Below are 14,174 nucleotides of genomic sequence, written 5' to 3'. Positions count from 1 at the left end.
GGCCAAGGGGCGTCATCGCAGCATGGACGGCTCCGCGTGGGCAGATCGGCCCGTTCGGGACTGGAGGATGGCGCCGGCCCTCACGAGGTCCTCCGGCGTGTCGACCGCCACGCCGTCGTCCACGACGGCGAGCATCTGGACGCCGTGGCCGTGCTCGACGAAGCGCAGCATTTCCACGCCTTCAGTTCGTTCCAGCGGCCCTTGCGGGAGCTGGCGGAAGAGGCTGAGAGCCTCGCGCGTGAAGCCGTAGAGCCCCAGCTGACGGAGGTACGTCGGGCGGCCCGCTCGCGGGTACGGGATCGCGTTCCGGGAGAACATCAGGGCCTTCCCGCCGGTCCCGACGACGACCTTGACGACGTTGTGGTCGAGCACGGCGCCGGCGCTGTCCAGCTCCGTGTACGCGTTCACCGCGAGTGCGCCAGGGGGCAGGTCGTCCAGCGCCCGGGAGACTGCGTCGATCGCGGCCGGGGCGATGAACGGCTCGTCGCCCTGGACGTTGATGTACGCGTCGGCCGCGAGGTGTTCGGCGCACTCCGCGACACGGTCGGTGCCGGTGAGGTGCTCTCCCGTGCGTACGCACTCGATGCCCAGTTGGTCGCAGACCTCCTCGATGCGCTCGTCGTCCGTGGCGACCACCACACCGTCGAGGCGTTCCGCCTCCAGGCAGCGCTGGTGGACGTGCCAGAAGAGGGGCTTGCCTTCGAGTTGTGCCAGGGGCTTACCCGGAAAACGGGAAGAGCCCCAGCGGCAAGGGATGATGGCGATGCGGTGGCGTGCTGCGGTCTGCTGCGCTGTGGTGGCGGCCACGGCGTTCTCCCTGGTTATGCCGCCCGGCCGTATACGGCCGGCTCGGCGGTGAGGGCCTGCATGTGGGAGCGCATGCCACTGTGGAGGTCGACTTGTGGCTGCCATCCCAGGACCTCGTGGGCGCGTCCGGGGTTGGCGCGGGTCGTGAGGACGTCGCCGCTCCGAGGGTTCTCCTGGTGCACCTCGATCTCGCGGCCGACGAGGCTCCGCGCGATGCCGATCACTTCGAGCAGTGAGGCGCTGGAGCCGCCGCCCACGTTGATGACGTCCCTCGCGTTCGGCGTCGTGGCCGCCGCGATCGTGGCGGAGACCGCGTCGTCGATGTACGTGAAGTCCCGCCGCTGGTGTCCGTCTCCGTACAGGCGCAGCGGTTGGCCGGTGAGAGCGGCCCGCAGGACGCGGTGTGTGAACATGTCGGGGCGCTGCCGGGGACCATAGACGGTGAAGTACCGCAGGGCGACGACGCTGGTGGAGCAGTGGGCCTGCGTGGCGTGCGCCAGGCAGAGCTGCTCTTCGGCGAGCTTGGTGACCGCATAGGGAGACGCGGGTCGCGGCTGATCCGTCTCCACGCTCGCACCGCCGCTGGTGGGGCCGTAGACGCTGGAGGATGAGGCGACCACCAGTCGTGGCACGCCGATCCGGGTGGCGGCCTCCATCACGCGCTGGGTGGCCAGGATGTTGGAGGCGACGTACTCGCCGAACTGCGGTCCCCATGACGGACGTACGCCGGGTACTCCGGCCAGATGGAAGACGACGTCCGCGTCGATCAGGAGCGGGTCGATGGCGCAGTTCAGCAGGTCGGCGGTGATGTGGACGTATCCGGGGAGCCCGTGCAGCGGGGCGAGGTTGGCCGCGGCCGTGTGGTCGACGGCCGGGTTCCGGCGGTCGACGCCGATGACGACGGTCCCGGCCTGGGCCAGGGTGTGGGCGAGGTGGGAGCCGATGAAGCCGGCGGCGCCGGTCACCACCGCTCGCCGTGGGAAGGCGGTGGTGACGTGGGGCAGGTGCTGTGACACAGAGGTCTCCAGAGTGAAGGGAGGGGATGTCAGGTCAGCCGGGCCAGGACGGTGCGGCCGTGGGTGCTGAGGGCGAGGTCGTCCTGCTCGTGTCCGCGTACCAGGGAGGTGACCGCCTCGATGGCGCCGAAGGACTCCAGCAGGCGCTGCTCGGTATCGGTCAGCGTCGTGCCGTAGCCGGCGAAGAACGCCTTCCGGAGCTGGGGCGCTGCTTGCCATCGGCGGAACTCGAGCCGCGCGAAGTCGCGGATCCGGGCGTCACGACGCATGTGCTCGAAGTCGCACAGCCCGAAGGAGGGACCGACGAGCCAGTTCCGGGGCTGGTAATCGAGGTGGCACACCGCACTGTCCATGAGGGTGTTTGCCAGGACGTCCGCACTGTGACGCAGGAGGTTTTGTTCGGCCGTGGAGATGAGGTCGGCCCGGTCTGCCCGGGTGATCCACGAACCCAGACGCTGTGCCAGCTCCGCACCGATGGCACCGGTACGCGGCTGCACGGTGATGTGATGGAGAGTCCCCAGCACTCGGCCGGCTTCGTAGTGGGCCTGCTCTTCCTCGGGCGATCCCGGGGCCAGCGTGTCCGCGCTCGCACCGGGGAAGCTCGTGAGCAAGAGCGTGCACGTCGCGTCCCGGCGAGCAACCATCCTGGGAGCATGGCCGTTCAGGTAGGTCACCCACTCGCCGTAGGAGTGGACCTCCCGCACGTAGCGCTCCCGCTCGCTGTGGTGCTTGGCGAAGAACTCTCGTCCGCGGCTGTCCGCCAGGCGTAGGAGGCGGGGCGGGAGCTTCGGGTCGGCGAGTACCCGGACGGCGCCGACCGTGTCGCGGGCCAGTTCGATGCGCGGGTCGTCGAAGGCCGCGATCACGAGCCGGTCTCCGCTGCGGTCAGAGTCGTCAGGTGCTCGGTGTCGTTGTGCCGGTCGAGCATCCACCGCGTCTGTCCCAGCCGGTTGAGATGGTGCTGCCACCGCGTGATGGAGCCGTGGGACACGGCGAACCCCGCCGGCGAACCGATCGGAACTCCCAGGAGCAGGGTGTTCGCGGCGATCACCGTCTCACCGTGGGCCGCGAACAGGACACGGTCGCCCTCATGTCGTTCGAGGAGTTGCTGGAGGAAGCCGCCGGCGCGTTCCAGATAGCCGTTCCAGGTGTCGGATCCCTTGGCCCACGGTGTATCGGGGTGGGCATGAGGCCCGCCGTCGGCAGCGTTCTTCACGTCCGTCCAAGGCAGGCCGTCGGCGGCGCCGTGCACCGGACCGTCGAGGCGCTCGTCCACGAGCATCGGGATCTGGAGGGCCTGACTGATGATCTCGGCGGTCTGGCGCAGGCGGATGCGCGGGCCGGCGTAGAGCGCGTCGAAGGGCTTCTCACGGTGCTCGGTGACGAGCCGTAACGCGACACGCTCGGCCTGTGCATAGCCGAGGTTGGTCAGTCCGGTGCACGTGCGCGGCCCTCCGACCACGCCGTCGATGTTGCACTGCGCCTCGCCGTGGCGAACGAAGACGAGTTCGGTCGTGATCATGCGGAACCTCGGGGTCGGTGATGGCCGGGCAGCCAGCCGTGGCAGTAGCCGTTGCGCCCGGCGTACGGGGCCGTGAGGACGGCGTGCAGTGCGACGAAGTCGTCGAGCCGTTCACGGCCCGTCGCGCCGAGTCGGACGTCATGAGATGCGGCGGCTCGGTTGTAAGCCGCCAGGGCCGCGGAGACGGCACCCTCCGGCTGCGGACCGTACGTCGCGATCAACGTCACGATCAGCTTGGCCAGGTCGTACGCCAGTGGGGCGAGCGTGAGGTCGTCGGTGTCGACCGTGTAGACGGCACCGGTCTCCGTGATGAGGAAGTTCCGGGGGTTGCAGTCCTTGTAGAAGGCGGTGGGCCCCTCGCCGGTCTTCTCCAGCAGGGTGAGCATCGTGTCCAGGGCGAACTTGTCCGGCAGAAACCCCTGTGCCAGCCGCCGCCGCAGGGCCGCTTGCCGGGGACCCAGGTAGTCGCCGAACGCGGCGCCGTCCTGGAAGCGGTGTGGCGTCGTCAGTGGGGCCGACCTGAGGTCGCTGGTCCAGGCAGCACCATGTGCATTGCCCAGCAGCTCCGCCAGCATCGTCAGGTCTTCCGGCCGGGCCGCACGGCCCTCGACGCGTTCGAATGTCACGCTGGTCGGCCCGACACCTGTCACGGAAGGCTGCTGGAGAGGAGTTGCGTGCTCGGCGATCCAGATGTGGTGGCGGACGGCGGCGGTGACCCGTGCGGGAGTCTCGTAGTACTTGGTGAAGCGCTCGGCCGTCATGATCGGCCTCCCCTGGACCGAGCCACGACGAACGTGACAACGGACTGTGTGGTCAGCGGCCGATCGGGCAGGACGCCGCGCAGAGCTGCTGCCACTGCACCCGGGTCCCCGTACAGACCGGGAGGCAGGTGGTACTTCGGGTTGGTGGCCAGGTACTCGGCCACGTGGTCGTGGCCGTCGAAGGTGAAGCTGTGCTCCTCGTCTTCTGTGTGCAGCACGTCGAGCGACGGAGAGGCCAGGGCGGCGAGGTTGCCGCCGTGCGCCGAGACGTACAGGCTCTCGTGCCCGGTGGCCCGCAGATCGAGACCGGCGGCGGCAACCAGCTCGTCCATCTCCTGGTAGCTGTCGAGGTCCTTCGTGACGAGCACGGCCAGGCCCTCGGGGAGGAGAACTCGGTCGAGCTCCGCGATCACCGTCTGCGGGTGCGTCGAGTGGTACAGACAGAACGCGGCGACGACGAGATCGCACGAGCTGGTCGGCAGGGGGACCTGGTGAAAGTCACCCCTGAGGAAGCTCAGGTGGAGGCCGGCCACGTGACGGGCGCGCCGGCGAGCCTGTTCGATCAGGGCGGGGGCGGCGTCGAGCCCGATGACGTGCCGCGGCCGGAGCTGCTCGGCGAGGGCCATGCTGCTCGTGCCGCGACCACAGCCGACGTCCAGCACCAGACCCAGACGATCCGGCCGATGGTGGTGCGCTCGCACCAACTGGACGATCGCGTCTGGTACAGGCCGACCGGCGGTCTTGGCACGCAGTAGGGCGTTGGATCGCCCGGCCAGCCGGGAGGCGTGACCGTACAGCTCCGCCTGACGGCTGGGGTCCAGGAAGGGGTTGGTGATGCTCACGCCGCACCCTCCCCTCGGGGGCGCGGAGTGCTCAGAGGTGCTCGGCGGCAACCTTCCGCAGCCAGCGCCGCGTCTGACGTCGACTGGACAGCAGCACTACTTCGGCCCGGCCGGTAGCGAACTCCTCGATCTTGGACAGGACGCGAGGGCGCATCTTGCTGCGGTACGTCGCCACGTACTTGATCACGCCCCAGTTGATGCGGTTGTGCACCCCGTTGCCCTTGTGCCCGGCCCCGTGCCGGATCTGCCGGGAGAAGATCCCGTACAGCGCCGCCACGGTCGACACGTCCATCAGGACCACGGTGTCGCACGCGTCGAGCCGGATCTGCAGAGTCGAGTTGTAGTTCCCGTCGATCACCCACCGCGGCTGCGCGACCAGCTCCCGCTGCAGGTCGGCGAACTTGTCCAAGGGCAGCGCGTTCCACTCGTCGTCGTAGAACGCGGCGTCCAGGTGCGTCACCGGGGCGTCGAGAATCCCGCCCAGCTCGCGCGCCAGGAACGACTTGCCGCTGCCTCCGCAGCCGACGATGGCGACCTTCTTCATGGTGCTCCAGCGTAGAGTCGATCGGATGCCCGGCCGGACCGCCCGGCGGGACACGTCCGGATGATCCAGGCACGACGGCCTGGGTGGTCAGCTGCATCAGGCCGCTCCCCGCTCCACCGCGACGGGGCCGACGGCTGTCTCCAGGACGGCCTCCAGAGCATCGACCTGCCTGCTCAGCCGGAACAGGTCCAAGCGGTTCAGGCATGCGGCGATCAGGTCCGCGTGCTCCTGGGTGCCAGCGATGCGCTGGAGGTAGGACAGACGCTCGATCGCCTCACGGCCCGACCTGACGATCAGCTCCGCGGGCACGAACCGGTCGACGTGCAGGATGTCGGCGGGGGCGAGCGGGAGGCAGCCGGCGAGCACCGCCTCGAAGATGCGCTGCGTCATCTGCCCGACCGCGGCGTATCGCTCGGGCAGCATGAGCACCGTGGCCAAGGATCTGCCGTAGACGCCGTGAGCTGCCTCGAAGGGGATCCTGCCGAGGAAGCGGACGTGCGGCCAGCGGCTCGTCCTCGGCCATTTGCCGGCGACCAGGTGATCGAAGCACGCGGCGGCGGGGGAGAAGAAGCGGTCAAAGTGCTGGTCCCGGTCGTACTGGTTGCCCACGTACCCGAGCACGATGTCCCGGCGCTTCGCGGCCAGTGCGGCCGGATCCGCCTGCTCAAGGAGGCGGTCCTCGACCGGGAAGAGCAGACGGTGTGCGCCCGGCGTCGGTTCGAGGGCCGCCTCGCACACCGCGGTACGCGGGGAACGGCGCCACATGCTTTCGGGTCGGAGCTTGCGGTCCTTGTCCCAGATCACGGTCGGAGTCCCGCGACGCACGGTGTACCGCATGATGAGCTCGGCCTGGCGATGCAGGTCGCAGGTGTGGTCCTCGGCGTCGCACGCGGTGGTGTTGCGGCCGTCGACGGCCCAGCGCCACTCCAGGAACAGGACGTCGATGTCCGGCCGGGCGCTGTCGAAGGCGTAGGCGCCGCCGAGGTCGTCGCCGGCTTCGAGCAGGTCGCGGTTGGCCTGCAGGAAGACGATCTCGTGCCCGCGGTCGAGGAGGGCGTCGATCAGAGGGCGGCGGTGGCTGCGGCCCCCGTCCGGTGTGTCGGTGATCCCGTTGCCGAGGAAGCCCCAGAAGCTGTATCCGATCTTCACTTGGTGATCCACCGCCCTTCGAGCAGGAGGGCGTCCAGCCCGGAGTTGGCCAGGCAGTCCAGGGCCATGGCCGGCGTCCCGCAGATCGGCTTGCCCTTGACGTTGAGCGAGGTGTTGATCAGCACGGGCACCCCGGTGCGGCGGGCGAAGGCGCTCAGCACCTCGTGCATGAAAGGGTTCTGAGACCGGGTGACGGTCTGGAGGCGCGAGGTGCCGTTGGCGTGGACGATGGCTGGCACGCGCTCACGCGCCTTGTCGGTCACGCCGGACGCCATCGACATGTACGGCCCCTCCTGGCCCAGGGTGAAGAACTCGGCGGCACGTTCGGCCAGGACCATGGGGGCGAAGGGGCGGAACGGCTCCCGGAACTTCACGGTGGCGTTCAGCCGCTCGACGACCCCGGGCTCCAGCGGAGAAGCGAGGATCGACCGGTTCCCCAGAGCGCGGGGTCCGGCCTCGATTCGGCCCTGGAAGAGCCCGACGATCATGCCGTGGGCGAGCTGGTCGGCGAGGAACTCGGCGGTCTCGACGCCCAGCGTCTTCTGCTGGAGCCCAGGCCACGGCGTGAGGTCGAGGGCCTGGTACTGGTACGACGGGCCGAGGTAGCCGGCCCGGGCGACACCGGACACCGGCCGCCGGCTCCGGCTGTCGGTATGTACGGCGATGGCGGCCCCGATCGCGGTCCCGGCGTCGCCGGGGGCCGGCGGGACGAAGACCTCGTCGAAGATGCCGGCTTCGATGATCCGGCCGATGCTCACGCAATTCGTGGCGACTCCGCCGCCGACGCACAGACGGCGCGATCCGGTGATCATCCGTGCCCGGCGGGCCAGGTGCAGCATCACCTGCTCGGTGCGCTCCTGGAGGGCCGCGGACAGGTCCCGGTGGACGTCCAGGAGCGGCTCGTTCGGGTGGCGTTCGGGGCAGGTCTCGTCCACGAAACGGCGAGACGTCCTCGGGTAGCCGGACGTCAGCACTCGTGGGGGGAAGTAGGCCGGGTCCAAGAGGAAGCCGGTCGGCGTGGTGCGGACGGCCGACGCGAAGAGGTGCCGGAATCGCTCGGGATCGCCGAGGGCAGCGAGCGCCATGACGGTGCCTTCCTCGTCGCCGCGGCGCCACCCCAGATGCTCGGTGACCGCGCCGTACACGTACCCCAGTGAGGCGGGATCGTTGATCGCTTCCAGGGTGCGAGTGGAAGGGCAGAGCGCGTCGAGCCCGCGCGCGATGGTCGTGGTCTGCCGCTCGCCGAGGCTGTCCACGACGAGCACGGCGGACTCATCCCACCCGGACGCAGCAAAGGCCGCCAGCTGGTGGGCCCGGTGATGCAGGACGGGCGAGACGCGGGCGGTGGGGAACCGCCGTCCGAGGGCGCGCGTCCGCAGGTGGGTGCGCAGCGCCACCTTGGCGAAGCCGCGAGCCCGCGGAAGCGCACGGTCGCGCGTCGTCGGTGACAGCGCCAGGCGCAGGGCGGCCGGGGACTCGACGAGGTAGCGGGCGGGCTGGAAGTTGTACGCGATGGCGTCCACGTCGGCGGCGGAGAGCCCGGCCTCGCTGAGCAGCCATTCGACGGCGTGGCGCGGGTACTCCTTGGTGTGCTTCTGCTGGGAGAGCCGCTCCTCCTCGACGAAGCCGATCAGCTTCCCGTCCACCAGCAGGGAGGCGGAGGAGTCGTGCGTGTAGGCGCACAGCCCGAGGATGACGGAGGGTGCGCGGTTGACGGCGGCCATCACCTCGTCCCCGCCTGCTCGGGCTTGGGGGAGGTCCTGGTCCGGGTATTCAGCTCGCCGTACCAAGCGGCCAGCGCCTGACCGAGGGGTCCGTCGATCTTGTCGGCCAACCGTTCCGCGTCGTCACGTCGGCCGTCCTTCCACAGCCGGTAACTGCGCAGCGTCTCGGCCATCGTGTCCCAGCCCGGGTGGCCGGTCACGTCCCGGGCCTGGACCTGGTCGAGGAGGTCGTCGAAGCCGTTCCACGGCGTGGTGAGGTCCGGCATCGTCGCGCTCGCGGTGACCGAGGCCAGCGCGTCGGCCTGGTCGAGGTGGTTCTCGTAGATGTGCAGGGAGCCGACGTGGTGGTGGAACTCGCCCAGCTCGGCGCCGAGCCAGCCCGCCACCAGCTCGTGCAGCGTGGTGTAGAAGAACAGGTCGTACGGCATGCCGATCCACACGTCCTGGCCGCGCATCGTGGTCGACATGTGCAGGCGGCCGGCGCGCAGGTAGAAGCGGAAGCCGAGCGTGCAGGGCACGTCCTTGTGGCCGGCGGCGTCCTGGGCCGGGTCGTAGAGCTGGATCAGGGCCCGGCGGGAGTCGGGGTCCTCCTTGAGGATCTCGACGACGCGGCGCAGCTGGTCCACCGTGCCCGCCCACTTCCGCATCCGCGGGCCGTACGCGCCGCGCAGGACACCGTCGTCGGCGTACTGCCGCAGGCGCGTGTTGTAGTCGAAGATCCACGGGGCGTCCGAGCCGGAGAGGTGCCACACGGTCTCCGCCACCGCGAACGCGGGGTTGATGACGCGCGCCGGCGGCGCGTACAGCAGGCGGGCTCGCGGCTGCGTCAGGAGCATGTGGACGTCGAGCACCTCGCGGGTCGCCATGCCCCGCGGGCTGATTCGCTCGCCGGACTTGGCTAGGGCGACGGCACCGACGAAGAGCTCGGCGACGCTGTCGGCGGTCAGGTGTGTCATCAGGCAGGAACTCCTTCGCCCTGCGGCACACCGGAATCGGTGCCGTGGGCCTCGTCGTGTACGGGGGCGTGGCTCATGGCGTGGCCGGCGCGGCGCAGGACGAGCTGCGCGACCTGCGCGGCGCTGTCGCCGCGCCACCGGCACACACCGTCCTTCGCCGTCTGAGCGGCCGGATGGTGCGGTTCCAGGAGCTCGGAGACTGAGTCGGCGACGTCGTCGGCACTGCTGCAGCGCCGCGCGAGAGCGTGCTTCGCGAGTCTGAGCGTGTGTTCTCCGGGCGAGCCGATTTCGAGGACTGGCACATCGAGCAGGGCCGCCTCGATGCCACACGTCGAATAGGCGCTCACCACCGCATCGGCGCCGGCGAGACAGCCCCGTGCGCCGACCCTTGGATCGGCCACGGCCACGAGAGGCTTCCCGTCCCGCTGGAGCAGAGCGCCGAAGACGTCGATGCTCTGCGCGGGATGTGGGGCGATGACGAGCCCCCAATCGCCTTCCGCCCTCCACAGTCCGTCCAGGAGAAGGTCGGCCTGGGCCGCGAGCCGATCGGGTCCGAAGGGTTGGCAGGCCCACACCGCGATGCGGGTGGGGCCCTTGCGCGTGCCAGGAGCCAGCAGGTCCTCCAGATAGCGCCGTTGAGCCTCGCGGTCGAGCCCGGCGAGCGCATCGAAGCGGGGCTGGCCCAGGACGTGGACCTCGGCATGCGGATGACGCGCCCAGGCTTTTGCGAGGGGGACGTCACGCTCGCCCATGACGACGATGTCGCGGCTGTGCAGTGCCGGCCACGCGACCGACCGCGCCGTCCACGCGCCGTGCTGGACGTGGACGGTGTTGATGCCGTGGCGGTCTGCGGTGTGCACCGCGACTGCGCCCAGGGGGCTGGTGTCGTTGCTGACCAGCACCGTGTGTGGCCGGACCGCGGAGAGGACTCCGTCCAGCCACGTCTCCGTTCGGATGACCGACCGCCATGACGGCTGGGCACATCCCCCGCTCGTCTCCAGGACCACCGACACGAGCCGCACCAGTCGCGCCAGGTGAAGGCTGTGCTCCTCCACCTGGACGACGTGATCGTCGTCCGGCAGGCGAAGGCGGTCTACGTTGCCGGAGACGTTGAGGAGTGCGGCCGGGGGCGAGCAGATGCTCACGCCCTCGGCTTCGGGCGCCGGGCATCGTTCCGCCGGATCGGTGGCCAGGTCGATCACGAGACTCGTCTGGCCGGTGCGTGCCAGCTCGTCGAGGACGGGGAGCAGGGTGCCCGCATGACGGGAGGACCACGACAACGCGACGACGTCGCTCTGCGGAAGTTCCGAAGGAGGTGGACTCGGCGCCGCGGTGGCCAAGGGAACAGGGGGAAGGCCGCGTAACTGAGCTGAACGCAGCGGGTTGTACGGCGCCGCGGCTCCCAGTACGTACGCGACGCCGGACCACGTGACGGTGTAGGCCCGGTACTCCCGGGAGCTGCTCGACCGCAATCCGACGAAACCCTCGTACGGTGCCAGCCCCAGCGGTCCCGGAGCCTTCGCGAAGGGCTTCCAGGTGCTGAGAGCCAGCAGCTTGCGTACGAGCTGTGTCACCAGGCGCCGCGTCGGCACGTGCTGCGTGTACAGCCACCCGGCACCGCCCGGTGTACTTGCGAGGTCGGCGCCGTACGCCTCGAGCTCCCTCATCACGTGGTCGACCAGCGTCTCCACGCGGTGCCCGTCGAGCGGCAGGGACTCCAGATCACCCGTGGTGATTCCATCGGCACGCATGCTTTTGAGGGCACCTTCGCCGACCAGCGCCCACAGCGGCCGGCCACGGAACTCGGTGCGGACGATGCCGAGAGCGCTGCCGCCAGGAGTTTTCACAGCAGGCTCCCTTCGAGGAACGGAGCCCTGAGGTCGGCGGATTCGAGGAACCGAAGCAGGCCCTCCGGGGATGCGGCGACCTCGGGGGTGGGGGCGTCGCTCGGGCGGCCGTAGCCCCAGCCCGCGTGCACGAAAGCGACGCCGGCGCGGTGGGCCGCTTCTTGGTCGACCGCCATGTCGCCCACGTACATCGCGGCGGCCGGGTCGGCACCGAGGTCGATCAGAGCGAGCAGGATCGGGTCCGGCGCCGGCTTGCCGCGCCCGACCCCGTTCGGCGTCCGCACGGTGGCGAACGGGACGCCGAGCTGTGCCAGGAGCGGGGCCGCTCGGTTCAAGGGCTTGGAAGTGACGATCCCGAGCAGCCAGCCCGCGGCGGCGAAGGCGTGGAGGACCTCCGCGACGCCCTCGAACTGCCGGGCGAGGTGAGAGGCGGCCGTGGACGCCTCTGCGTACGTCCGGTGAATCAGCTCGGCGTCCGCGAGTCCGAGCTGCTCCATGATGTCGCCGAAGGGCCGGCCCAGGTGGCGCTCGTACGCCTCGAAGGGCACGTCGAGGCCGTGAGCTTCCTGGACACTGCGCCAGGCGCTCTCCATGACGGGGCGCGTGTCGACAAGCACACCGTCCAGGTCGAGCAGCAGCACGCGCGGTGCTTCGGAGCCGGGGTTCGACCACCTCCTGCTGGCGTGGCGTGAGGTCGGGGGCGTAGGCCGTGATGGCATGACGAAGATCTCCAGGGGAGTGGGTCAGTGAGAGACGGTGGCCTCGTGGCGCCGCACGAAGGCGATCACCCGCTTACCGCTGCCGTCTTCCTTGGGACAGGCGGTCCAGGCGGCGGCCGTCGCGGCAACCAGGCACAGGCCGCGGCCACTGGTCGCGTAGAGGGAGGCAAGCCTCGGGACCGGGGACTCCGGGGAGTTGTCCTCCACCTCGATCCCCACGACGCCGGCCTGGACGGCAAGAGTCAGCGTGATCTCATCGGCCCGCTCACCCTCCACGCCCGGTCGAACTTCGGCGTTCTCTGCCGGAGCTCGACCGTGGCGCTCGGCGTTGGTGGTGAGTTCGCTGACGATCAGCACGGCGTCGTCCATGAGGTCCTCGACACCCCACGCCGTCAGCGTCTGGCGGGTGAACGATCGGGCCCTGCCCGGTGCCCGGTCGTTGGCGACCAGGGTCAAACTCTGCTGATGCTCGGGGGCGTTGATGACGCTTCCGAGGCTCTCGATGGGCTCCATGCTCGCCTTCTCACAGCTCGTGCTGAAGTCCGCGAAGGACTCGACCGGCGGTGGTGTCGGAGGTGTCGAAATGGCGGAAGGTCTCGACGAGCACGGCAGCCGCAGGAAGGTGGCAGGCGCTCGTTTCCTCGGATGCGGAGCAGCGGTAGCCGAGGCTGCCCGGAGCCGTCCGGGCATCGACACGCGTCGAGTGGCTGGGAATCACCGGTTTCCTCTCGGGCAGCGGCAGTTGGTGGTTTCGTTGACCACGAGCGAACCGTGAATCCCGTGGAGGCGGTATCTCCGGGCGGTGTCGGAGGCCGTCAAACCCGTCAAAGATCGTTTTGGTGAACCGAGGTAGACGATGGCGCGCGAGCGGAACGTGAAGCTGGCCGACGCGATCGCGGAAACGGGCTGGTCGCAGCCCAAGGTCGCGGCCGCGTTCGTGAGGGTGGCGGCCGAGGTCGGAGCGCAGGAACTCCTCGGAACGAGCCGTTCGCACATCGCCATGTGGGTGGCAGGGACGCACCCTTCGGGCAGAGCGCCCGCTATCTTGTGCGAGACGCTGTCCCGGCGACTTCAACGCCCCGTCACGCCAGCCGAGATCGGACTTTCGACGCCCGGCGAGAGCACGGCACAGGCATCCGAATGGCACGTGGATACGCTGAGCTCGCTGGTGGACCTTGGGAGGAGCGACGTGGACCTGGAACGCCGCCAACTGCTCGCAGGCGCTGCCTACTCCGTAGGCGGGCTGGCCCTGCCCGGGCAGCAATGGTGGGACGAGGCCCCTCAGCAGGCCAGGTCTCGCCACAGCGCTACGGGTCGCAGAGTCGGGCTCGCCGAGGTCGGCAACGTCCGTGAGATGACGGAGTTCTTCTCCCGGCGAGACCAGCGACACGGAGGGATGGACGGCCGTACGGCGCTTCACCAGTACCTCGTGGACGACGTCGCGAGGTACGTCGGCGGGGCCTTCACCAGCGAGGAGACGCGTCGCGACCTCCTCGCCGCCGCCTCCGAGGCGGTGTACGTCGCCGGCTGGATGAGCTTCGACGCCTCCCACCACGAGGCCGCCCGCCGCTACTTCAGCCTGGCGCTCAAACTGGCGGCCGAAGCTGACGACGCCCCACTGGCGGGACACATCCTGAGAGCGATGGCGCACCAGGCGACCGACCTCGGACACCCGCGAGAGGCCGTGGACCTCGCCACCGCTTCCGTGGAGCGCAAGCGGTACACCCTGGCGACGCCCCGCGAGCGGGCTCTGCTCTGCGTAGTGCAGGCGCGAAGCCTGGCTGCGAACGGGCAGAGGCAGGAAGCGATCGCCGCGCTCCTCCGGGCTGAGGACGACCTCGCTGCTGCGGCACCCGGTGACGGAGACCCACATCGGGTCTGGTTCTTCGAGCGAGCTTCCTTGTCCCACGAGACCGCCCGCACTCTGTGGACGCTGGGCGACCTCGAAGGGGCGCTCAGAGAGTTCGACAACAGCGTCCTGACCAGGAAGGCGGACACCTTCAGCCGCACCCACGCTGTGACGCTGGGCTACATGGGAACGGTGCAGGCCCGAAAGGGCAATGTCGAAGCCGCCTGCACCACGTGGGCTCAGGCCCTGGACGTCATGGAAGGGGTTCAGTCGGGTCGGGCCCGCGACGCCGTCGTGAACATGCGCCGGGTGCTCTCCCCCTTCCGTCACCGCGGAATCAGCGCCGTGACAGAGATCGACGAGCGCGCCAAGGCCGTACTCGAACGAGTAGCCTGACGGCGTCATCGCGGCGAACCGAGGCATCGTACGAGTGCCCGA

14 protein-coding genes are annotated in these 14,174 nt (G+C 69.7%); 1 reads left to right on the top strand and 13 read right to left on the bottom strand.

Going from position 1 to position 14,174, the window contains the following annotated elements; genetic code table 11:
• Positions 1–12: 12 nt before the first annotated feature.
• The 13 genes from OG357_RS05485 to OG357_RS05425 all read right to left on the bottom strand — a co-directional run bounded on the left by OG357_RS05485 (position 13) and on the right by OG357_RS05425 (position 12,400).
• Positions 13–807, bottom strand: a complete 795-nt coding sequence (locus OG357_RS05485; RefSeq protein WP_329620054.1) for a 3-deoxy-manno-octulosonate cytidylyltransferase — start codon at positions 805–807, stop codon at positions 13–15.
• Positions 808–821: 14 nt separating this feature from the next.
• Entirely contained in the window at positions 822–1,823 is a 1,002-nt protein-coding gene (locus OG357_RS05480) for an NAD-dependent epimerase/dehydratase family protein (RefSeq protein WP_329620053.1), read from the bottom strand.
• Between the two features lie 29 nt (positions 1,824–1,852).
• A complete protein-coding gene (locus OG357_RS05475; RefSeq protein ID WP_329620052.1) occupies positions 1,853–2,689 on the bottom strand; it encodes a phosphotransferase in 837 nt (278 codons plus the stop codon).
• Positions 2,686–3,345 (bottom strand): histidine phosphatase family protein, encoded by a 660-nt coding sequence (locus OG357_RS05470; protein ID WP_329620051.1) that lies wholly within the window; start codon positions 3,343–3,345, stop codon positions 2,686–2,688. The genes OG357_RS05475 and OG357_RS05470 overlap by 4 nt, the downstream gene beginning before the upstream one ends.
• Positions 3,342–4,106 carry a phosphotransferase gene (locus OG357_RS05465; RefSeq protein WP_329620050.1) on the bottom strand — a complete coding sequence of 255 codons (765 nt, stop codon included), beginning with the start codon at positions 4,104–4,106 and terminating at the stop codon, positions 3,342–3,344. The genes OG357_RS05470 and OG357_RS05465 overlap by 4 nt, the downstream gene beginning before the upstream one ends.
• Entirely contained in the window at positions 4,103–4,948 is an 846-nt protein-coding gene (locus OG357_RS05460) for a class I SAM-dependent methyltransferase (protein WP_329620049.1), read from the bottom strand. Before OG357_RS05460 ends, OG357_RS05465 begins: the two co-directional genes overlap by 4 nt.
• A gap of 31 nt (positions 4,949–4,979) precedes the next feature.
• Positions 4,980–5,492, bottom strand: coding sequence for a topology modulation protein (locus OG357_RS05455; protein ID WP_329620048.1), 513 nt, complete (start codon positions 5,490–5,492; stop codon positions 4,980–4,982).
• A gap of 96 nt (positions 5,493–5,588) precedes the next feature.
• A complete protein-coding gene (locus OG357_RS05450; protein ID WP_329620047.1) occupies positions 5,589–6,641 on the bottom strand; it encodes a glycosyltransferase family protein in 1,053 nt (350 codons plus the stop codon).
• Complete coding sequence (locus OG357_RS05445) at positions 6,638–8,365, bottom strand: carbamoyltransferase family protein (RefSeq protein ID WP_329620046.1); 1,728 nt, start codon at positions 8,363–8,365, stop codon at positions 6,638–6,640. Before OG357_RS05445 ends, OG357_RS05450 begins: the two co-directional genes overlap by 4 nt.
• Positions 8,365–9,321, bottom strand: coding sequence for a thymidylate synthase (locus tag OG357_RS05440; protein ID WP_329620045.1), 957 nt, complete (start codon positions 9,319–9,321; stop codon positions 8,365–8,367). The genes OG357_RS05445 and OG357_RS05440 overlap by 1 nt, the downstream gene beginning before the upstream one ends.
• Positions 9,321–11,012 (bottom strand): hypothetical protein, encoded by a 1,692-nt coding sequence (locus OG357_RS05435; RefSeq protein WP_329620044.1) that lies wholly within the window; start codon positions 11,010–11,012, stop codon positions 9,321–9,323. Before OG357_RS05435 ends, OG357_RS05440 begins: the two co-directional genes overlap by 1 nt.
• A gap of 152 nt (positions 11,013–11,164) precedes the next feature.
• Positions 11,165–11,809: an HAD family hydrolase gene (locus OG357_RS05430; protein WP_329620043.1), complete on the bottom strand. Its 645-nt coding sequence runs from the start codon at positions 11,807–11,809 to the stop codon at positions 11,165–11,167.
• 102 nt (positions 11,810–11,911) lie between these two features.
• Positions 11,912–12,400 carry an ATP-binding protein gene (locus OG357_RS05425; RefSeq protein WP_329620042.1) on the bottom strand — a complete coding sequence of 163 codons (489 nt, stop codon included), beginning with the start codon at positions 12,398–12,400 and terminating at the stop codon, positions 11,912–11,914.
• A gap of 343 nt (positions 12,401–12,743) precedes the next feature.
• Between OG357_RS05425 and OG357_RS05420 the strand changes: the two genes are divergently transcribed.
• The gene (locus tag OG357_RS05420; RefSeq protein ID WP_329620041.1) at positions 12,744–14,132 is read left to right on the top strand and encodes a Tat pathway signal protein; all 1,389 of its coding nucleotides are present in this window, start codon (positions 12,744–12,746) and stop codon (positions 14,130–14,132) included.
• The last annotated feature ends 42 nt before the right edge of the window (positions 14,133–14,174 follow it).

Origin of the sequence: Streptomyces sp. NBC_01255 (assembly GCF_036226445.1) — a bacterium.
Classification (GTDB): Bacteria; Actinomycetota; Actinomycetes; order Streptomycetales; family Streptomycetaceae; genus Streptomyces.
This window is presented reverse-complemented; position numbering and strand designations above follow the sequence as displayed.